This window comes from Mycobacterium ulcerans subsp. shinshuense, assembly GCF_002355775.1.
In the GTDB taxonomy this organism is placed as follows: Bacteria; Actinomycetota; Actinomycetes; order Mycobacteriales; family Mycobacteriaceae; genus Mycobacterium; species Mycobacterium marinum.
The window spans coordinates 5,269,590-5,288,662 of the sequence record NZ_AP017624.1 but is presented as its reverse complement, the minus strand read 5'-3'; the positions used below and the strand labels follow the sequence as shown (position 1 = coordinate 5,288,662).

At 64.3% G+C, this 19,073-nt stretch carries 17 protein-coding genes and 2 pseudogenes; 8 read left to right on the top strand and 11 right to left on the bottom strand.

Going from position 1 to position 19,073, the window contains the following annotated elements:
- Positions 1–158 precede the first annotated feature (158 nt).
- Positions 159–1,484, top strand: coding sequence for an acetyl-CoA C-acetyltransferase (locus SHTP_RS23550; RefSeq protein WP_096371948.1), 1,326 nt, complete (start codon positions 159–161; stop codon positions 1,482–1,484).
- Positions 1,485–1,767: 283 nt separating this feature from the next.
- On the opposite strand, the gene SHTP_RS23545 is transcribed toward SHTP_RS23550, so the two are convergent.
- Entirely contained in the window at positions 1,768–3,603 is a 1,836-nt protein-coding gene (locus tag SHTP_RS23545; protein ID WP_096371947.1) for an acyl-CoA dehydrogenase, read from the bottom strand.
- A 543-nt stretch (positions 3,604–4,146) separates the two neighbouring features.
- Between SHTP_RS23545 and SHTP_RS23540 the strand changes: the two genes are divergently transcribed.
- The 3 genes from SHTP_RS23540 (at position 4,147) to SHTP_RS23530 (ending at position 6,325) form a co-directional block, all read left to right on the top strand.
- A complete protein-coding gene (locus SHTP_RS23540) occupies positions 4,147–4,635 on the top strand; it encodes a flavin reductase family protein (protein ID WP_012392475.1) in 489 nt (162 codons plus the stop codon).
- A 229-nt stretch (positions 4,636–4,864) separates the two neighbouring features.
- Positions 4,865–5,068, top strand: coding sequence for a hypothetical protein (locus tag SHTP_RS23535; protein ID WP_015354254.1), 204 nt, complete (start codon positions 4,865–4,867; stop codon positions 5,066–5,068).
- Positions 5,069–5,074: 6 nt separating this feature from the next.
- Positions 5,075–6,325, top strand: coding sequence for an MFS transporter (locus SHTP_RS23530; protein ID WP_096371946.1), 1,251 nt, complete (start codon positions 5,075–5,077; stop codon positions 6,323–6,325).
- 40 nt (positions 6,326–6,365) lie between these two features.
- Here SHTP_RS23530 and SHTP_RS28095 read toward each other — a convergent pair whose 3' ends face one another.
- The 5 genes and pseudogenes from SHTP_RS28095 to SHTP_RS29340 form a co-directional block, all read right to left on the bottom strand.
- Positions 6,366–6,521 (bottom strand): hypothetical protein, encoded by a 156-nt coding sequence (locus tag SHTP_RS28095; protein ID WP_015354256.1) that lies wholly within the window; start codon positions 6,519–6,521, stop codon positions 6,366–6,368.
- 50 nt (positions 6,522–6,571) lie between these two features.
- The gene (locus SHTP_RS23520; protein WP_012392478.1) at positions 6,572–7,318 is read right to left on the bottom strand and encodes a succinate dehydrogenase/fumarate reductase iron-sulfur subunit; all 747 of its coding nucleotides are present in this window, start codon (positions 7,316–7,318) and stop codon (positions 6,572–6,574) included.
- Positions 7,318–9,246 (bottom strand): fumarate reductase/succinate dehydrogenase flavoprotein subunit, encoded by a 1,929-nt coding sequence (locus SHTP_RS23515; RefSeq protein WP_096371945.1) that lies wholly within the window; start codon positions 9,244–9,246, stop codon positions 7,318–7,320. The genes SHTP_RS23520 and SHTP_RS23515 overlap by 1 nt, the downstream gene beginning before the upstream one ends.
- A gap of 46 nt (positions 9,247–9,292) precedes the next feature.
- Entirely contained in the window at positions 9,293–10,114 is an 822-nt protein-coding gene (locus tag SHTP_RS23510) for a succinate dehydrogenase subunit SdhC (protein ID WP_096371944.1), read from the bottom strand.
- A gap of 78 nt (positions 10,115–10,192) precedes the next feature.
- Positions 10,193–10,360: pseudogene (locus tag SHTP_RS29340) on the bottom strand (hypothetical protein); the annotation flags it as partial.
- Positions 10,361–10,504: 144 nt separating this feature from the next.
- Here SHTP_RS29340 and SHTP_RS23500 point away from each other — a divergent pair.
- Complete coding sequence (locus SHTP_RS23500) at positions 10,505–11,707, top strand: ISAs1-like element IS2404/ISMul1 family transposase (protein ID WP_420873045.1); 1,203 nt, start codon at positions 10,505–10,507, stop codon at positions 11,705–11,707.
- A 20-nt stretch (positions 11,708–11,727) separates the two neighbouring features.
- Here the strand turns inward: SHTP_RS23500 and SHTP_RS23495 are convergent.
- Positions 11,728–11,865 (bottom strand): annotated as a pseudogene (locus tag SHTP_RS23495) (hypothetical protein); the annotation flags it as partial.
- A gap of 115 nt (positions 11,866–11,980) precedes the next feature.
- Here SHTP_RS23495 and SHTP_RS23490 point away from each other — a divergent pair.
- Positions 11,981–12,751 carry an isocitrate lyase/PEP mutase family protein gene (locus SHTP_RS23490; RefSeq protein ID WP_096371942.1) on the top strand — a complete coding sequence of 257 codons (771 nt, stop codon included), beginning with the start codon at positions 11,981–11,983 and terminating at the stop codon, positions 12,749–12,751.
- Positions 12,752–12,825: 74 nt separating this feature from the next.
- On the opposite strand, the gene SHTP_RS23485 is transcribed toward SHTP_RS23490, so the two are convergent.
- Entirely contained in the window at positions 12,826–13,284 is a 459-nt protein-coding gene (locus tag SHTP_RS23485; protein WP_015354258.1) for an Hsp20/alpha crystallin family protein, read from the bottom strand.
- 215 nt (positions 13,285–13,499) lie between these two features.
- Between SHTP_RS23485 and nirB the strand changes: the two genes are divergently transcribed.
- Together nirB and nirD are read left to right on the top strand one after the other, a co-directional pair.
- The gene (gene nirB / locus SHTP_RS23480; protein WP_096371941.1) at positions 13,500–16,076 is read left to right on the top strand and encodes a nitrite reductase large subunit NirB; all 2,577 of its coding nucleotides are present in this window, start codon (positions 13,500–13,502) and stop codon (positions 16,074–16,076) included.
- A 25-nt stretch (positions 16,077–16,101) separates the two neighbouring features.
- Complete coding sequence (gene nirD, locus SHTP_RS23475) at positions 16,102–16,458, top strand: nitrite reductase small subunit NirD (protein WP_012392485.1); 357 nt, start codon at positions 16,102–16,104, stop codon at positions 16,456–16,458.
- 136 nt (positions 16,459–16,594) lie between these two features.
- On the opposite strand, the gene SHTP_RS23470 is transcribed toward nirD, so the two are convergent.
- From SHTP_RS23470 to SHTP_RS23460, 3 genes are read right to left on the bottom strand one after another with little or no spacing between them, the layout of a single operon-like run.
- A complete protein-coding gene (locus SHTP_RS23470) occupies positions 16,595–17,050 on the bottom strand; it encodes a TetR/AcrR family transcriptional regulator (protein ID WP_096371940.1) in 456 nt (151 codons plus the stop codon).
- Positions 17,051–17,106: 56 nt separating this feature from the next.
- Positions 17,107–17,868 (bottom strand): sirohydrochlorin chelatase, encoded by a 762-nt coding sequence (locus SHTP_RS23465; protein WP_096371939.1) that lies wholly within the window; start codon positions 17,866–17,868, stop codon positions 17,107–17,109.
- Entirely contained in the window at positions 17,859–19,010 is a 1,152-nt protein-coding gene (locus SHTP_RS23460) for a uroporphyrinogen-III synthase (protein ID WP_096371938.1), read from the bottom strand. The genes SHTP_RS23465 and SHTP_RS23460 overlap by 10 nt, the downstream gene beginning before the upstream one ends.
- Positions 19,011–19,073 lie beyond the last annotated feature (63 nt).

The following is a 19,073-nucleotide window of genomic DNA, read 5'->3' as shown; positions in this document are numbered from 1 at the left end:
CCGTGTCGGGTGTGCGATGTAGGAGCCACCGTATCGAGGACGAACTTACTTCATAGTAAGAACAGTGGGTAGTATGGCCCCCGACTGCCGATCCCCCAAAACCCAAAGCTCAAGTACATACGTACATACCGAGAGCTCAAGTACCTACGGAGAGAAAAGTGGCCCCTGCTGCTGAGAAGAATGCCCAGACCAAGCGGCGAGTCGCCGTCCTGGGGGGTAATCGAATCCCCTTCGCCCGGTCCGACGGCGCTTACGCCGAAGCGTCCAACCAGGACATGTTCACCGCGGCGCTGGCCGGGCTGGTGGACCGGTTTGACCTGCGCGGGCAACGGCTGGGCGCCGTCGTCGGTGGTGCCGTGCTCAAGCACAGCCGCGACTTCAACCTGATGCGCGAATGCGTGTTGGGATCAGAGCTGTCCCCGTACACCGCGGCGTGTGACCTGCAGCAAGCTTGCGGGACCGGCCTGCAGGCCGCGATCGCTGCCGCTGACGGGATCGCCGCCGGACGTTATGAGGTTGCGGCGGCCGGCGGCGTGGACACCACCTCGGACCCGCCGATCGGGCTGGGTGAGGACCTGCGCCGCACCCTGCTGCGGCTGCGTCGGGCCAAGTCCAACGTGCACAGGCTGCGCCTGGTGGGTGGGCTGCCGGCCAATCTGGGAGTCGAGATCCCGGCCAACAGCGAGCCCCGGACCGGGCTGTCGATGGGCGATCACGCCGCCATCACCGCCAAGCAGATGGGTATCAAACGCGTTGACCAGGACGAACTGGCTGCGGCCAGTCATCGCAACATGGCCGACGCCTACGACCGCGGATTCTTCGACGACCTGGTGACGCCATTCTTGGGGCTGTACCGCGACGACAACCTGCGCCCCAACTCGAGCGTCGAGAAGCTCGCCTCGCTGCGCCCGGTATTCGGCGTCAAGGCCGGCGACGCCACCATGACGGCGGGCAACTCGACTCCGCTGACCGACGGTGCCTCGGTTGCGTTGCTGTCCAGCGAGCAATGGGCGCAGGAGCATTCGTTGTCGCCGCTGGCCTACCTCGTGGACGCCGAGACGGCCGCGGTGGACTACGTCAACGGCAACGACGGTCTGTTGATGGCGCCCACCTACGCCGTGCCGCGATTGCTGGCCCGCAACGGGTTGACGCTGCAAGATTTCGACTTCTACGAGATCCACGAGGCCTTCGCCTCGGTGGTGTTGGCGCACCTGCAGGCATGGGAGTCCGAGGAGTACTGCAAGCAGCGCCTGGGACTGGACGCCGCGCTTGGTTCGATCGACCAGTCCAAGCTCAACGTCAACGGTTCATCGTTGGCCGCCGGGCACCCGTTCGCGGCGACTGGTGGACGGATACTGGCGCAGACCGCCAAGCAGCTGGCCGAGAAGAAGGCCGAGCGCAAGGGATCGGCCCAGCCCGTGCGCGCGCTGATCTCGATCTGCGCTGCCGGCGGTCAGGGCGTGGCCGCAATCCTGGAGGCCTGAACCCCCAGTTGACGCCGGCCGCTCGGCGGAACTTCGGTGCCCGCGGTTTGTAACCCCATCTGATGGGTATCTAACTGATTGGAAAGCCCCGTGTTGTGGTCTGATCCCCGACCCCGACCGCAACGCGGGGCAATCCGTTAGATCGACCGCCGGTCATCGGTATTGACGGGCGTACGAAAAGGGCCGCCGCTGGAACGAGGGGAGCCAGCGGCGGTCTTTTTGGTTGAGAAAAAAGTTGAGCCCCCGTTCCTGGAACGGGGGCTCAACTGTTGATCGGGGTGCTCTAGAAGGCGGCTTCGTCGAGCTCCATGATGTCGTTGTCCAGCGTGTCGATCACCTCGCGGGTGCTGGTCAGCAGGGGCAAGAAGTTCTTGGCGAAGAACGACGCCACCGCCACCTTGCCCTCGTAGAACGACCGCTCGTCGCCGGTGGCGCCCGCGTCGAGTGCCGCGACGGCCACCGCTGCCTGACGCTGCAGCAACCAGGCGATGACCAGGTCGCCGACACTCATCAGGAAGCGCACCGAACCCAGGCCGACCTTGTAGAGGCTGTTGATGTCCTGCTGCGCGGCCATCAAGTAGCCGGTCAGGGTGGCTGCCATTGCCTGCACGTCGGTGAGCGCCTTGGCCAGCAGTGCGCGTTCGGTCTTCAAACGGCCGTTGCCGGTCTCGCTGTCGACGAACTCTTGGATCTGGCCGGAAACGTGGGCCAGCGCCACACCCTTGTCGCGGACGATCTTGCGGAAGAAGAAGTCCTGAGCCTGGATGGCGGTGGTGCCTTCGTACAGGGAGTCGATCTTGGCGTCCCGGATGTACTGCTCGATCGGGTAGTCCTGCAGGAAGCCGGACCCACCGAGGGTCTGCAGGCTCTCGGTGAGCTTGGCGTACGCCTGCTCGGAGCCGACACCCTTGACCACCGGCAGCAGCAGGTCGTTGATCTTGACCGCCAGCTTGGCGTCCACACCGTGCGTGGCCTCGGCGACCGCGGCGTCCTGGAAGGTGGCGGTGTAGAGGTACAGCGCACGCAGGCCCTCGGCGTATGCCTTCTGGGTCATCAGCGAACGACGCACGTCGGGGTGATGGGCGATGGTGACCCGGGGTGCCGTCTTGTCGGTCATCTGGGTCAGGTCGGCGCCTTGTACGCGGGACTTGGCGTACTCGAGTGCGTTGAGGTAGCCGGTCGACAGCGTGGCGATCGCCTTGGTGCCGACCATCATGCGGGCCTGCTCGATGACCTCGAACATTTGCGCGATGCCCTCGTGTACCTCCCCGATCAGCCAGCCCTTGGCCGGCACGCCGTGCTGGCCAAGCGACAGCTCGCAGGTCGCGGATACCTTCAGGCCCATCTTGTGCTCGACGTTGGTGACGAATACGCCGTTGCGCTCGCCCAGCTCGCCGGTCTCGAAGTCGAACAGGAACTTGGGCACGAAGAACAGCGACAGCCCCTTGGTGCCCGGACCGGCGCCCTCGGGGCGGGCCAGCACCAAGTGGAAGATGTTCTCGAACAGGTCGTCGGAGTCACCCGAGGTGATGAACCGCTTGACCCCGTCGATGTGCCAGGAACCGTCGGCCTGCTCGACGGCCTTGGTCCGCCCGGCGCCTACGTCCGAGCCGGCGTCCGGCTCGGTGAGCACCATCGTCGAACCCCAGCCGCGCTCGCTGGCCATCACGGCCCACTTCTTCTGCTCCTCGGTACCGAGGTGGTACATGATCTGGGCGAAGCCAGCGCCGCCGGAGTACATCCACACCGCCGGGTTGGCGCCGAGAAGGTGCTCGTGCAGCGCCCACATCAGGGCCCGGGGCATCGGCATGCCGCCGAGTTCCTCGTCCAGGCCGGCCTTGTCCCAACCGGCTTCGATGACGGCACGCACCGAGTCCTTGAAAGACTCCGGCAGAGTCACCGTGTGGGTCTTCGGGTCGAAAACCGGCGGGTTGCGGTCACCCTCGATGAACGACGCGGCGACCGGGCCTTCGGCCAGCCGGCTGATCTCGGTCAGCATTTCGCGGGCGGTGTCGGTGTCCAGATCGCTGAACTGACCTTCGCCCAAAGCCTTGTCAACGCCCAGCACCTCGAAGAGGTTGAATACCTGGTCACGGACGTTGCTCTTGTAGTGGCTCACTACGGTCCTCCTCGTTGAAGAATGCCACATGATGGTTGGGTACTAGGTTCTAAGTTACCCACCAGTAACACCGATAAAATATTATCGGTTTGATACTTGTTCGCAAGTTGATGTGAGGTACATTGCACGACCAAACCAACTAACCGGTTGGGACCATGGTTTCCGATCCACCGGCGGTGTCCTCTAGCTGCGGTGATGGCGGCGGCATGGCGGATGTGGGGCGCGTCACCACGGGGTCGAATGGCGGATCTGCGGGCCGACCGGGCCTGCGTAATGGCCGCCGCGTGGCCGCCCACGCACTGCGTTTGTGCCATTTCCTCGGAGGCGGTGCGCGCGACCCGTTTATTGGTGTCGGTCAGCGATTCATGCCTAGTTCGGCTCCCCCGATCGGGGCGGCGGGCTCAGTTGGGGGTGCGGACTCGCGCCGCCAGCTCTGGACAGCCCGATTGCCGGTCATCCCGATCTGGTCACTGCCCGCGGGTATCCGGCGAGTAGGGTCGGTGACCAGAAATTGTCCTCGGCTCAAGGGGCGCTTGAAGTCTGGTGAATCCACAGAGCAACCTGACACCATCGTCGCTGCGCGAAGCGTTTGGCCACTTTCCATCCGGTGTGGTGGCGATCGCCGCGGAGATCAATGGCGCGCGGGAAGGCCTCGCGGCCAGCACCTTTGTTCCCGTCTCGCTGGATCCGCCGCTGGTTTCTTTTTGTGTGCAGAACGTTTCGACGACCTGGCCCAAACTCAAAGGCGCACCCATGCTGGGTATCAGCGTGCTCGGCGAAGCTCATGACGAGGCGGCGCGCACGCTGGCCGCGAAGACGGGGGACCGCTTCGCCGGTTTGGAGACGGTGTGCAACGACAGCGGTGCCGTCTTCATCAAGGGCACCAGTTTGTGGCTGGAAAGCGCCATTGAGCAGCTGATTCCCGCCGGGGACCACACCATCGTGGTGTTGCGGGTCAGCGAGGTCACCGTGGACGCGCAGGTGGCGCCGATCGTATTTCACCGAAGTGTGTTTCGTCGCCTGGGCGTGTGACCAGTCGAACTTCTCGAACACGATCCGCCGTGTTCTGGTGGGGAATCACGGGTCTTGACCTGGCGGTGATGATCCGGCGCACCATTTTCGGGCCGGCGTAGCGCGCGGGGGTCGCTTTCTTTTCGTGCGGGTGCGGGTGTGGGGCGCCAAATTGTGGACACGAATGCCTGGCGCCGCGGCGGTACTAATTAGTACCCTGTTTTTTTGCGTTCCCGTGCAGGAGGTGCAGATGGGAATCGACCGCGACTTCGCCCACTCGATTCCTGGTGCCCCCGATACCGCAGATTCTGATGCTTTTGCGGCGATCATTGGTGGGGCTGAGGGCGTTGCCGGATTGATCGCGTCACCCATGCGCTGGAAGGGCCCCTCGGGCCATTCGTGCTGGTTTGCGAATGCGCCCGACGTGGGGGCGACCCGGGTGGCCGGCGGGTAGCAGAACGTGGTGGAAACATCGCGTCCGGAAGGACGCATCGATGGCCCGAGCAAGCGTGTTCTGTGGCTGGTCATCACGCAAAGTGGCTTCTACCGGACGGCACTTCAGCTTGGCAATGTCCCCATCGTTTTGCCGTTTGTGGTGGCCGAACTCCACGCGGAATTGTGGATGGCGGCACTAATTTTTCCCGCGTTCACAGCCGGAGCGGCAATTGGAAATATGCTCGCGCCCGCCGTGCTCGCCGCGGTCCCGAGACGCCGCCGATTGGTCATTATTGTGTTCGGGCTGACCGTCCTGGCCGCCGTCAATGCGATGGGCGCAACCATGGGCGACGAAAACGAAGCCGGATCGCTGTTCTTGGTGAATGTGCTCTTTATCGGGGCGGTGTCAGCCTTCTCCTTCGTGGCGTTCGCGGATTTGGTGGCAGCGATGCCGTCGGGAACCGATAGGGCGCAGGTGCTGCTCACCGAAGCCGGCGTCGGCGCGGCGTTGACGGCGATCGTCACCGTGGCGTTGTCCTTCGTGCCCCATGAAGACCACTTGCCCAACAACATCCGCCTGCTGTGGACCGCCACTGCGGCGATGGCAATCTCCGGGCTGATTTGTCTGGGGTTGCCGCAGCGGATCGTCCCGCCCGTGCACAAGGCCCCGGGACTGAACAAGGTCGTGCACGTCGGGCTGGCGGCCCTGCGTCGCGAAAGTTGGTATCGCCGCTACCTGGCAGTTCAGCTGCTGTTCGGATCGGTCGTGCTGGGGAGCTCGTTCTACAGCATCCGCGTTGCCGCAATACCCGGGGACGAGCACGACAACGTCGTCGTCTTGGTCTTGTTCGTCTGTGTCGGACTCGTGGGAGGGATACGGGTGTGGAATCGGATCCGCGAAAGATTCGGGCTGGTCGGCTTGTTTGCGGGCAGTGCGATTCTCAGCATCGCCGCGGCAGTGATCGCCATCGCGTTTCAGCTGGCCGGATTCTGGCCCAACCTGGTGGCCATCAGACTGGTGATCGCATTGGCGTCAATCGCCAACCAAAGCGTGTTCACCGCGGGGCAACTGTGGATTGCCCACAATGCCGATCCCACGCTGAGAATCTCGTTGATCGCCTTCGGGCGACTTGTCATCAGCGCGGGCCTGGTGGGGTTGAGTTCGCTGCTAGGCATCCTCGCCCAGTTCCACGATGTGGTGTGGCCGGTGATGATCGTTCTGCTGCTCAATGTGGCGGCGGCCTACTCGGCCAAGCGGCTCGCTCCCGCCGACTAGGCCTGCCTCGGCTACCCGATTTCTGTCCGCGGCCAATCCGCTACGGGCGGTCCCCGAGTTCGTCTCGGTAGCCCGCGATACGGCGCTCGATCTCCGCGGCGTCATCGTGGCGGCCCTGCTTGTGCGCGAGTTCAGCGCGGACGGTCAACTCGCGGATCGCGGTTCGGATGTCGCTAATGCTGGTCGTTTCTCGCATCACTGCGGGGTACCCGGTGCGGCCCCGGGCCTAACGCTAGGGCCGCCAAGTCAGCGTCGGAACAGCTTGTTGCCCAGCCACACGACCGGGTCGTACTTGCGGTCGACCACGCGCTCCTTCATCGGGATCAGTGCGTTGTCGGTGATCTTGATGTTTTCCGGGCATACCTCGGTGCAGCACTTGGTGATGTTGCAGTACCCCAGGCCATGCGCCTCTTGTGCCTCGTTGCGCCGGTCCCGAGTGTCGAGGGGATGCATTTCCAGTTCGGCGATGCGCATCAAGAACCGCGGACCGGCGAACGCCTTCTTGTTCTCCTCGTGGTCGCGGATCACGTGGCAGACGTTCTGACACAGGAAGCACTCGATGCACTTGCGGAACTCCTGCGAGCGCGCGACGTCGACCTGGGCCATCCGGTACTCGCCCGGCTGCAGCTCCTTGGGAGGCGCGAAAGAGGGAATCTCGCGTGCCTTTTCGTAATTGAACGAGACATCGGTGACCAGGTCGCGAATCACCGGGAAGGTGCGCAGCGGCGTCACGGTGACGATCTCGTCTTCGGCGAAGGTCGACATTCGGGTCATGCACATCAGTCGCGGCTTGCCGTTGATCTCCGCCGAGCAGGATCCACACTTGCCGGCCTTGCAGTTCCAGCGCACCGCCAGGTCGGGCGTTTGGGTCTGCTGCAGACGGTGGATGACATCGAGCACCACTTCACCCTCGTTGACCTCGACGGTGAAGTCGCGCAGCTCGCCGTTGCTCTCGTCGCCGCGCCACACGCGCAAGCTCGCGTTGTAACCCATTACGTTCTCCGTCCTGGATGGTCGGCCAACTCTTCGGCGGTGTAGTACTTCTCCAGCTCGGAAATCTGGAAGAGGTCCAGCAGGTCCGGCCGCATTGGTACCTGCGGCTGGCGGGTGATGGTGATGTGGGAACCGTCGGTGGCTTCTTGGGCGGCCCGGCAGACCAACAAGACGTTGCGCCAGTTCGGGTCCATGCCGGGATGGTCGTCGCGGGTGTGCCCGCCCCGGCTCTCGGTGCGTTCCAGCGCGGCCCGAGCCACACACTCGCTGACGGTCAGCATGTTGCGCATGTCGATCGCGAGGTTCCAGCCCGGGTTGTACTGGCGGTGGCCTTCGACCTGCACATGCTCGTAGCGTGCCCACAGCTCCCGTAACAGGGTCAACGCCTTGCTGATCTCGTCGGCGTTGCGGATGATGCCGACCAGGTCGTTCATCAGGAACTGCAGGTCCATCTGCAGCGCGTACGGGTTTTCCGGAGCGGTGCCGTCGGTGGGCCCTTCGAACGGCGCCAGGGCCAGCCTGGCGGCGGCGTCGACGGACTCCGGTGAGACGGTCGGACGGCTGCTCAGCGCGCGCACGTAGTCGGCGGCGCCCAGGCCGGCCCGCCGACCGAAGACCAGCAGGTCGGACAGCGAGTTCCCGCCCAGCCGGTTGGAGCCGTGCATGCCGCCCGAGCACTCGCCGGCGGCGAACAGCCCGGGGACCGTGGCCGCGCCCGTGTCGGCGTCGACCTCGATGCCGCCCATCACGTAGTGGCAGGTCGGCCCGACTTCCATCGGCTCCTTGGTGATGTCGACCCCGGCCAGCTCCATGAACTGGTGATACATCGACGGCAGCCGGCGCTTGATCTCCTCGGGGGTCAGCCGCGACGCGATGTCGAGGTAGACGCCGCCGTGCGGGGTGCCCCGGCCCGCCTTGACCTCGGAGTTGATGGCGCGGGCCACCTCGTCTCGCGGCAACAGGTCAGGGGTGCGACGGGCCGAGTCGTTGTCTTTGAGCCACTGGTCGGATTCTTCGGCGGTCTCCGCGTATTGGCTTTTGAACACCGGCGGGATGTAACCGAACATGAATCGATCGTCATCGGAGTTCTTGAGCACCCCGCCGTCACCGCGAACACCTTCGGTGACCAGGATCCCCTTCACACTGGGCGGCCACACCATGCCGGTCGGGTGGAACTGAACGAACTCCATGTTGATCAACGTCGCGCCGGCCCGCAGTGCCAGGGCATGCCCGTCGCCGGTGTACTCCCAGGAGTTGGACGTGACCTTGAAGGACTTGCCGATCCCGCCGGTGGCCATCACCACGGCGGGCGCCTCGAACAGGATGAAGCGGCCGCTTTCCCGCCAGTAGCCGAAGGCTCCGGCGATCCGCCCGCCGTTTTCGGGACCGTCTTTGAGTAGCTCGGTGATCGTGCATTCGGCGAACACCTTGATCCGAGCCTCATAGTCGCCGACCTCGGCGAAGTCCTCCTGCTGCAGCGACACGATCTTCTGCTGCATGGTGCGGATCAACTCCAGGCCGGTGCGGTCACCGACGTGGGCCAGCCGCGGATAGGTGTGCCCACCGAAGTTGCGCTGGCTGATCTTGCCGTCTTTGAGGCGGTCGAACAGCGCGCCGTAGGTTTCGAGCTCCCAGACCCGGTCCGGGGCTTCCTTGGCGTGCAGTTCGGCCATGCGCCAGTTGTTGAGGAACTTCCCGCCTCGCATGGTGTCGCCGAAGTGGGTCTTCCAGTTGTCTTTGGGGTTGCTGTTACCCATCGCGGCCGCGCAGCCACCCTCGGCCATCACCGTGTGGGCCTTGCCGAACAGCGATTTGCACACGACCGCGACTTTCAGGCCGCGCTCGCGTGCCTCGATGACCGCCCGCAGCCCCGCGCCGCCGGCACCGATCACGACAACGTCGTAGGAGTGCCGTTCGACCTCAACCATTGAAAACCTCGCTCAGCTATTTCTTGATAAATCCTGAAACGGCTTGTCAGCCAATAAATCTGAGATCTGTGATGGTTTTAGTAGCCACCAGCATGATGTAGAAGTCGGTGAGCGACAGGGTGCCCAGCGTGATCCACGCGAATAGCATGTGCCGGGTATTGAGCTTGCTCACTTGTGTCCAGATCCAGTAACGCACTGGGTGTTTGGAGAAATGCTTTAGACGGCCGCCTGTTGCGTGCCGGCATGAATGGCAGGAAATGGTGTAGGCCCAGAGTAAGAGCACGTTGGTCACCAAAATGACATTGCCTAAACCGAATCCAAAACCCGTGGGCGAGTGGAAGGCCATAATTGCGTCGTAGGTGTTGATAAGTGACACCACTACCGCAACGTAGAAGAAATACCGATGGCTGTTCTGAATGATCAGCGGCAGACGGGTTTCCCCGGTGTAGTGCGCGCGTGGTTCGGGTACCGCGCAGCCGGTCGGTGATTGCCATACCGAACGGTAGTAAGCCTTGCGGTAGTAGTAGCAGGTGAGCCGGAAACCGAGCAGGAACGGTAATACCAGACTTCCCAACGGAATCCACCAGGGAAAGTGCCCGAACCAGACACCAAGGTGGCTTGCGCCCGGTGCGCAGGACGCGCTGACGCACGGCGAGTAAAAGGGTGTCAGGTAATGGTATTTCTCCACCCAGTAGCCACTGCCCCAAAACGCCCGGGTGGTGGCATAGACGATGAACGCCAGGAATCCGATGATGGTGACCAGCGGCGCCCACCACCAGAGGTCGGTACGTAGCGTCCGCTGCGGGATTTTGGCCCGGCTGGGTGAGAAAACGCCAGTATCAGGACGGTTCGCCGTGGGTGCGCTCATCTAGTGTGATCCTCTTCGAGTGGTATCTCGTCGAAGGGTACACAGATAGAGGACCCTGATTTCGGCGGGGCTTGATTGTCAGTATCTACTGTGACCCCCGACACCTTCGTCGTCGACATCGCGCCAGAAATCGCGGTCATAGTCGGTGGCGGGGATGGCGATCTTCTCGACGGATTGCTGCACCGAAGCTCGATCCAGGTCCAATTCTGCGATATCGGTGTCGAGTAATTGGATGTCGGTGAGGATCCAGGGCTCCGGCGTTGTTGATTAGCAGGCTTGTGAGCTGGGTTGATGATCTTTGGTGCCGCGCTATTGGGGCCGGAGTGTAGGCACGGGCTATCTGGAGAACGATCGAGTTGGTTACTGTTCGTCGTTGGTCTGGAGTTGCCCGTGCCTACCGTTTCAGTATTGCCTGTGTCGTCGGTTCCAGAGGTGTTCGACCGCTGGAGTCCTGGTGGGCGCAGCGGGCTCATCGGATCGGAGTTTCTCGATGTGTTGGCCTCGGTGCCAGACCCGAGGGACCCACGCGGTCGGAGGTATTCGCTGATGGCTTTGTTGGCGATCGCGGTTCTGGCCACTGCCGCGGGGATGCGCGGCTATGCTGGTTTTGCCACATGGGCGGCCACCGCTCCCGATGATGTGTTGGCCCAATTAGGGGTCCGGTTCCGGCGGCCCAGTGAGAAGACCTTCCGCGCTGTTTTGTCTCGGCTAGACCCCGCCGACCTCAACGCCAGGATGGGCAGTTACTTCACTGCACACGTGGCCAGCAGCGACCCCAGTGGATTGGTGCCGATCGCGTTGGACGGCAAGATGCTGCGTGGTGCTTTACGCGCCAAAGCGACAGCCACGCATCTCGTGTCGGTGTTCGCCCACCGTGCCCGATTGGTGCTCGGTCAACTCGCTGTCGCCGAGAAAAGCAATGAAATTCCCTGTGTACGTGCCCTGCTCACGCTGCTGCCGGGTAGCTTGCGGTGGCTGGTCACCGTGGATGCGATGCATACCCAGGTCGTCACCGCGAAGTTGATCTGCGCCACCTTGAAGTCGCACTACCTGATGATCGTCAAGTCCAACCAAGCCAAAATACTTGCGCGTATCACCGCGCTGCCCTGGGCCGAGGTGCCCGCAGCCGCTACCGACGACTCCCGCGGCCACGGCCGTGTCGAGACCCGCACCCTGCAAATCATCACCGCTGCACGAGGAATCGGCTTCCCCTACGCAAAACAAATCATCCGGATCACTCGTGAACGCTTGATCACCGCCACCGACCAGCGCAGCGTGGAGGTGGTCTATGCCATCTGCAGCCTGCCGTTCGAGCACGCCCGCCCTACCGCGATCATGACCTGGATGCGTCAACACTGGGGAATCGAGAACAGCCTGCACTGGATACGCGACGTCACCTTCGACGAAGACCGTCAAAGGGCACATACCGGAAACGGCGCACAGGTCCTAGCAACGCTACGCAACACCGCGATCAATCTGCACCGCCTCAACGGCGCCGACAACATCGCCGAAGCCTGCCGGATCACCGCTTTGACCGCCAACCGCCGCCTAGACCTCCTCAATCCACAATTCCCCAGCTCACAAGCCTGCTAATCAACAACGCCGGAGCCCTGGGTGAGGATCCGATCGGCATCGATGACGACGCGGCGCATGCCTGAATCGTCGCCGTATCGCGACTTCAGCGAGGTCACGCACCGCCTCAGATCGCCGATGAGATCGTGCAGTTCGGCGAGTTCGTTTGTGGGGGACAACGCATGCTCCCTACGGGCTGATGGTGTTACGGATCACAGTACGCCCACCGATACTATCCACAGTCGCCGCCAGACGGTAGTCAAGACATAGCGCGGGCAGGAAACTAAGGTCGCCATGCCATCCGAGCAAGGTTTGAATGTCACCGCCGAGCGCGCCCTGGCGTTGCTCGCGCTGCATCAGCCCGGCAACCCGGTGGTGCTGCCGACGGTGTGGGACGCGTGGTCGGCGCGGCTGGCCGCCAACGCCGGCTTCGCCGCCCTGACGGTGGGCAGCCACCCACTGGCCGATTCGATCGGAAAACCTGACAACGAGGGGATGTCGTTCGACGACGTGCTCGCCCGGGTCGCGCAGATCACGGCGGCCGTCGACATCCCGGTGTCGGTGGACATCGAATCCGGGTATGGGCTGGATGCGCAGCGGTTGATCGAGGGCTTGCTGAGCGTGGGCGCTGTTGGGCTGAACATCGAAGACACGGTGCACTCCGAAGGTGCAAGACTGAGGTCTCGCCGCGAACACGCCGAGTTGGTCGGCGCGTTACGGTCGGCCGCCGACGCGGCCGGCGTGCATGTCGTCCTCAACGCGCGCACCGATCTTTTCCTGCGTCGCGACGGTGACCCGGCAGACCGCTTCGAGCGGGCCGTGGCGAGCTTGACCGAGGCCGCGGCCGCCGGCGCCGATGTGCTGTACCCGGTGGGCCGTCACGACCCGGATACGTTGCGGCGGTTGGCGGCGCAGTTGCCGCTGCCGATCAACGCGATCGCGCTGCCCGACCAGGACGATCCAGCCTCATTCGGCCGGTTGGGTGTCGCCCGGATCAGCTTCGACCCCTTTCTGCAGGCCGCCCTGTCCGGCCGGGCGACCGAGCTGCTGGCCCGCTGGCGCTGACCGGAGTCGAATGCCGCTGACCCGGCGGAGCCGTTCACTCCGCCGGATCAGTGCGCCCAGCGAGCCGGCCGGACCTACTTGGTGATTGCGATGCGCTGCGGCTCACTCGCCGCCGGATCCCGGTAGGCGCCTTGCACCCGCACGGTCAGCACGCCCGCGTCGTAGGAAGCCGAGACGGCCTCGCTGGTGACGTGTTCGGGCAGCTGGAACGACCGGCGGAACGATCCGTACCGGATTTCGCGCAACGTGCGGCGGTCGGCTTCCCCAGCTTCCTGGGCGTGCTCGTCGCGGTGTTCGCCGCGAATGACCAGCTCGCCGCGCTCCACCTCGACATTGACGTCGTTTTCCACGTCCACGCCGGGCAGCTCGAGGCGGACCACTGCGTCGTCGCCGTCCTTGACGATCTCCGCGGCCGGATTGAATCCGGTGGCCAGCGGCTTGTACCAATCGGATGCCGCCGCTGGTCCGAAGAAGTCCCGCAGCCAGCGATCGGTGCTCCAGGCCGGACGCGACCACAACGCGAGATTGCTCATGATTTTCTCCTTATGCTTCCGTGTGAGTTAGCTGTGTCCGGCTCCTCGCCGGTCGGCTACTAGCAAGAACATGAGTCGACCACGCTAAAGTTCCATCTGGGGTTTCGCCCAGAGCGAACGGGGTCACACAGTCCGTTGGCAGGTGTGAGCGCCACGTCACCCACGTGTCACATTTGGCGATTTTTCGGTAATTTCCCGCCTCTAGCCTTCATGCCATGGCCCCAGGCGGAACTGTGCGTGCGCACGATGCGAACCCCGGTGTCCCGCGACACGTCATCGTGGTGGGCCACGGCATGGTGGGCCACCGGATGGTCGAGGCGCTTCGGGCCCGCGACACCGACGATCGCTGGCGGGTCACGGTGCTGGCCGAGGAAGCGGATGCGGCATATGACCGCGTGGGCCTGACCTCCTACACCGAAACCTGGGATCGGGCTCAGCTGGCATTGCCGGGCAACGACTACGCCGGTGACGAGCGGGTTCGGGTGCTGCTGAACACGCGGGTCACCGAGATCGACCGCGCGGCCAAGTCGGTGGTCACCGCCGACGGCACGCGACACGGTTATGACGCCCTGGTGCTGGCCACCGGGTCCTACGCCTTTGTCCCTCCGGTGCCCGGCCATGACCTGCCCGGCTGCCACGTGTATCGCACGCTCGATGACCTCGACGCTATCGATGCCTGCGCCGAACGCGCACTGCGCGATGGCCACGGTGGCGCCGGCGTGGTCATCGGCGGTGGCCTACTCGGGCTGGAAGCCGCCAACGCGTTGCGCCAGTTCGGGTTGCAGACGCACGTCATCGAGATGATGCCGCGGTTGATGGCCCAACAGATCGATGAGGCCGGGGGCGCGCTACTGGCCCGGATGGTTTCCGACCTCGAGATCGCTGTGCACGTCGGGACGGGCACCGACTCGATTGAGTCTGTCGAGCATTCCGATGGCGCGACGTCGCTACGGGTGCGGCTGGCCGGCGGCGACGTCATCGACGCCGGCGCATTGATTTTCGCGGCGGGTATCCGGCCCCGCGACGAATTGGCCAGGGCGGCCGGCCTCGCGATCGCCGAGCGCGGCGGCGTGCTCACCGATCTGTCCTGTCAGACAAGCGATCCCGACATCTACGCGGTCGGTGAGGTGGCCGCCATCGAGGGGCGCTGCTACGGATTGGTCGGGCCCGGCTACACCAGCGCCGAGGTGGTGGCCGACCGGTTGCTCAACGGTGTCGCGGAGTTCCCCGAAGCCGACCTGTCGACCAAGCTCAAGTTGCTCGGCGTTGACGTGGCCAGCTTCGGCGACGCGATGGGTGCTACCGAGAACTGCCTCGAGGTAGCCGTCAACGACGCGGTGAATCGCACCTACGCCAAGCTGGTGCTCTCCGATGACGCCAAGACGCTACTGGGCGGCGTGCTGGTGGGCGACGCTTCCGCGTACGGGGTGTTGCGCCCGATGGTCGGCAGCAAGTTGCCCGGCGATCCGTTGGCGCTGATCTCGCCCGCCTCTGGCGACGGTGCTGGTGCCTTGGGCATTGGCGCACTGCCCGATTCGGCACAGATCTGTTCCTGCAACAACGTAACCAAGGGCGAGCTGAAGTGTGCGATCGCCGACGGCTGCGCCGATGTGCCCGCGCTCAAGGCGTGCACCGCGGCCGGTACCTCGTGCGGTTCGTGCGTGCCGCTGCTGAAGCAACTGCTGGAAGCCGAGGGTGTCGAACAGTCCAAGGCGCTCTGCGAGCACTTCAGCCAATCGCGCGCGGAACTCTTCCAGATCATTTCGGCTACCGAAATCCGGACCTTCTCGGGACTGCTACAACGCTTTGGTCGCGGAAAGGGTTGTGACATCTGCAAACCCGTGGTCGCGTCGATCCTGGCGTCCACCGGGTCCGACCACATCCTGGACGGCGAGCAGGCTTCGCTGCAGGATTCAAACGATCACTTCCTGGCCAACATCCAGAAGAACGGTAGCTACTCGGTGGTGCCGCGGGTCCCTGGTGGCGACATCAAGCCGGAGCATCTGATTCTGATCGGCCAAATCGCCCAGGAATTCGGGCTTTACACCAAGATCACCGGCGGCCAGCGGATCGACATGTTCGGTGCGCGAGTCGATCAGCTGCCGCTGATCTGGAAGCGGCTGGTCGATGCGGGCATGGAGTCCGGCCACGCCTATGGCAAGGCGTTGCGGACGGTGAAGAGCTGCGTGGGTAGTGACTGGTGTCGTTACGGGCAACAGGATTCGGTGCAGCTGGCCATCGACCTGGAACTGCGTTACCGAGGCCTGCGGGCGCCGCACAAGCTCAAGCTGGGCGTTTCGGGTTGCGCGCGCGAGTGTGCCGAAGCCCGCAGCAAGGACGTCGGCGTCATCGCCACCGAAAAGGGCTGGAACCTGTACGTCGGCGGCAATGGCGGCATGACTCCCAAGCATGCTCAGCTGCTGGCCAGCGACCTCGACACTGAGACGCTGGTCCGCTACATCGACCGGTTCCTGATGTACTACGTCCGAACGGCCGATCGACTACAGCGCACCGCGCCGTGGGTCGAATCACTTGAGGGCGGACTCGATCACGTCCGCGAGGTCGTGTGTGACGACTCCTTGGGCCTGGCCGAAGAGTTCGAAGCGGCGGTGCAGCACCACGTCGCCAACTACAAGTGCGAGTGGAAGGGCGTGCTGGAGGACCCGGACAAGCTGTCGCGGTTCGTCTCTTTCGTCAATGCCCCCGACGCCGCCGACCCGACAGTGACATTCACCGAGCGTGCGGGACGTAAAGTTCCTGTCTCCATTGGCATTCCGCGGGTCCGATCATGAAGTCGCGAAGATTCTAGGAGGTAGTGTGACACTTCTCAACGACATTCAGGTATGGACCACCGCCTGTGCATACGACCATCTGATCCCCGGCCGGGGTGTGGGTGTGCTGCTCGATGACGGCAGTCAGGCGGCTCTGTTCCGGCTGGACGACGGCTCGGTGCACGCGCTGGGAAACATCGACCCGTTCTCCGGTGCGGCCGTGCTGTCCCGTGGCATCGTCGGTGATCGGGACGGCCGTGCGGCAGTTCAATCTCCGATTCAGAAACAGGCGTTCGCGCTCGACGACGGTAGCTGCCTTGATGATCCACGCGTTTCGGTGCCGGTGTACCCGGCGCGTGTCACTGCGGAAGGCAAGATTCAGGTCGCGCGGTTGGCCGCCTGACCGGGTCTACGGATTTGGGCGTGAGCCCACGGATCCGGGGGTGCAGCCGTGGCGATCCAGCTCGCGATGTGACGCCCCATGCGCACGGTCAAGCCCCAGGATGCCCGCCCGATATCGTGGCAGGCGGCTTGGGCGCCTACCCCCGGCTGATGTCGCCGACAAGGTAGTGCTGCATGTTGGGGCCGATGGCGTCCACCAACGCATCCACTGACATTGAATGCATTGGTTCGGAGCGCAACCCGTAGCGCATGATGCCCAAGCCGACCAATTGCGAGGCACATAATGACGCGCGGACGGCGATCTTATCCGCGCCGAGCATTTTGAGCAGTGGGTTGAAGATGGGCCCGATGAACATCGACTGGACGATTTCGGCCGTCTTGGCCAGGCCGGTGGAGGCGACAGCGCTGGCGGCGAACGGGCCGCCGCCCGCCGCGTCCCACGTGGTGATCAGCATGTACAGAGTCCGGCGGCCGACCTGGTTGACACTGCCGGCGACAATCTTGTCGATGAACTCCGGTGTGCCGAAGGGCAAACGCAGCATCTTCGCCACCGGATCGAGGAGCCCGCGGGAGGGCTCTTCGTTATTGGCCATGGTGTCAGGATCACCCGGATATGGTCAAAGATCAAGCATTGTCCACGTCGGCGTTCTCAACCAACAATGCTTTGTGTTTCATGTGATTCGGCTCGGGTGTGCATCGGTGATCGTGGAACCGTAGGCACCGCAGCCGAGATGGCGCTGTGGAACCGCGTCGCGATCAGTTCGGCCAAGCCGGGGTGGTTGCCCAGCGGCGGGGTCACCACGTCGGCGCCGCAGGCGCGCAGCCGCTCCTGGAACAGGCCTTCGGCCAGCAGATAGGAGACGACCACGACCCGGCGGGCGCCGTTGCGCCGCGCGGCGCGAACAGCGGTGCGGAGGTCGGGACGGCCGGTTGCGGCAAACCCGAGGGTCATCGGTGAACCGGTAAGTGCGCACAGGAACGCGCGCGCCGTGCGCAGGTCGTCGAGCGCCCGTCGATCCGATGTCCCAGCCGCGGCCAATATCACCGAATCATCCGGGCGCCAGCCGGATTCCAGCAGCTGCTGGATGAGGTTTCTGGCGATCTCCCGGCTGGGGCCCAGTGCCGGGGTGACGGTGACTTCGGGGTGGCCACTGGCCGCGACGTGCGCTGGCAGGTCGATGCGGACGTGGTAGCCGCGGGACAGGAAGGCGGGTACCACGATTGCCGATTGCGCCGAGCCCCGTCCCGGCGCAGGTCGGCCGAGCACTTCGCTGGGTGTGGGACCCAACACGTCGACAAACGCCACCTGCACGGTCTGCTTCAGCAGCGCGCTCACCCGCGCCGCCAGGTCGCCGATCATCGCGACACCGGCCGGCCGGCGGGTGCCGTGCGCCGTGAGTATCAGGTGCATGCGGTGTCGTCCTGGGTGTCGAGCGCCAGCCGGTAACCACGCTTGACCACCGTCGCGATGATGTTTTTGTCGCCCAGCGCCGTGCGCAGCCGCAATACGGCGGTGTCTACCGCGTGAGTGTCGTCGCCGTTTCCGGGAAGCACATTCAGCAGCTCGCTGCGGGCGACGACGTCTCCGGGGCGCTTGGTCAAGGCGCGCAATATCGCCATGCCCGACCCCGACAGTGTCTTGATGGAGCCATCGACGAGCACGCAGGTTCCGCGGATGTCGACGACGTGGCCTGCGGCGTTCACGGTGCAGGAGCCAAGTAGCGGAAGTTCCTCGGCGATATGACGGGCCAAGGGGCCCAGCCGCATTCGCTCCGGCGATGAGGTGGGCACCCCCTTGCGGATCAAGGGGCGAGAGGTGACGGGGCCGACGCACATCGCGTGTACGTCGTTGCGCAGCGCCTCCAGCAGTTCCTCTTCGATATCCAGCTCGCGGCCACGCTCGAGCACCGCGGCCGCGGCGGGCGCAGAGGTGAAACTCACCGCGTCGAACTGTCGCCGGGCGATCTCGGTGACCAATTGGTCGAACGCGCCGCCCAATGGCGTTGGCTTCCAGCGGTACACCCGAATGGGCACAACCTCGGCCCCCGCCGCGCGGAGGCCGCCGACAAACTCGGGGAAGGGATCCCAGCCATCGGCCGCGCCGTGTAGCTGAATGGCGATCCGCTGACCGGCGACCCCGGATTCAAGCAGGTATTCCAGAACTTCTTCCGAGGATTCCGATTCTGGCGACCATTCTTCGCGCAAGCCCGCCGCGCGTAGCTCGCCGGTCGCCTTCGGTCCGCGCGATATGGTCCGGCCTACCGACAACGCATCAACGAGTTCGCCGGCCAGCCCCCACCCCTCGGCCGCGGCTACCCAGCCCCGGAAACCGATACCGGTGTGGGCCACCAGGATGTCGGGTGGGTTGGCGATCAACGCCTCCGTATTGCCCTGGAGTTCGTCGTCTTTGGGCAGCGCGATCATGTTGATCGCAGGGGCACTGCAGACGTCGGCACCGTGGCGGCGCAGAAGTGCGCACAACTCCTCGGCCCGGCGAGAAGACGTCACCGCAATCCGGTAGCCTCGCAGTGGCTCAGATTTTTGCTGGGCCATATGTCGTGTCTAAGCGTGTGAGGTTTCGGATGCGTTACCAAGCAATTGCTGCCGCATTGCCCA

Excerpts from the sequence above, each read along its gene's own strand:
- SHTP_RS23535 (WP_015354254.1), top strand. The coding sequence starts at position 4,865 with ATGGGAATCGACCGCGACTTCGCCCACTCGATTCCTGGTGCCCCCGAT.
- SHTP_RS28095 (WP_015354256.1), bottom strand. The coding sequence starts at position 6,521 with ATGCGAGAAACGACCAGCATTAGCGACATCCGAACCGCGATCCGCGAG.
- SHTP_RS23520 (WP_012392478.1), bottom strand. The coding sequence starts at position 7,318 with ATGGGTTACAACGCGAGCTTGCGCGTGTGGCGCGGCGACGAGAGCAAC.
- SHTP_RS23515 (WP_096371945.1), bottom strand. The coding sequence starts at position 9,246 with ATGGTTGAGGTCGAACGGCACTCCTACGACGTTGTCGTGATCGGTGCC.
- SHTP_RS23510 (WP_096371944.1), bottom strand. The coding sequence starts at position 10,114 with ATGAGCGCACCCACGGCGAACCGTCCTGATACTGGCGTTTTCTCACCC.
- SHTP_RS23490 (WP_096371942.1), top strand. The coding sequence starts at position 11,981 with ATGCCATCCGAGCAAGGTTTGAATGTCACCGCCGAGCGCGCCCTGGCG.
- SHTP_RS23485 (WP_015354258.1), bottom strand. The coding sequence starts at position 13,284 with ATGAGCAATCTCGCGTTGTGGTCGCGTCCGGCCTGGAGCACCGATCGC.
- nirB (WP_096371941.1), top strand. The coding sequence starts at position 13,500 with ATGGCCCCAGGCGGAACTGTGCGTGCGCACGATGCGAACCCCGGTGTC.
- SHTP_RS23470 (WP_096371940.1), bottom strand. The coding sequence starts at position 17,050 with ATGGCCAATAACGAAGAGCCCTCCCGCGGGCTCCTCGATCCGGTGGCG.
- SHTP_RS23465 (WP_096371939.1), bottom strand. The coding sequence starts at position 17,868 with ATGCACCTGATACTCACGGCGCACGGCACCCGCCGGCCGGCCGGTGTC.
- SHTP_RS23460 (WP_096371938.1), bottom strand. The coding sequence starts at position 19,010 with ATGGCCCAGCAAAAATCTGAGCCACTGCGAGGCTACCGGATTGCGGTG.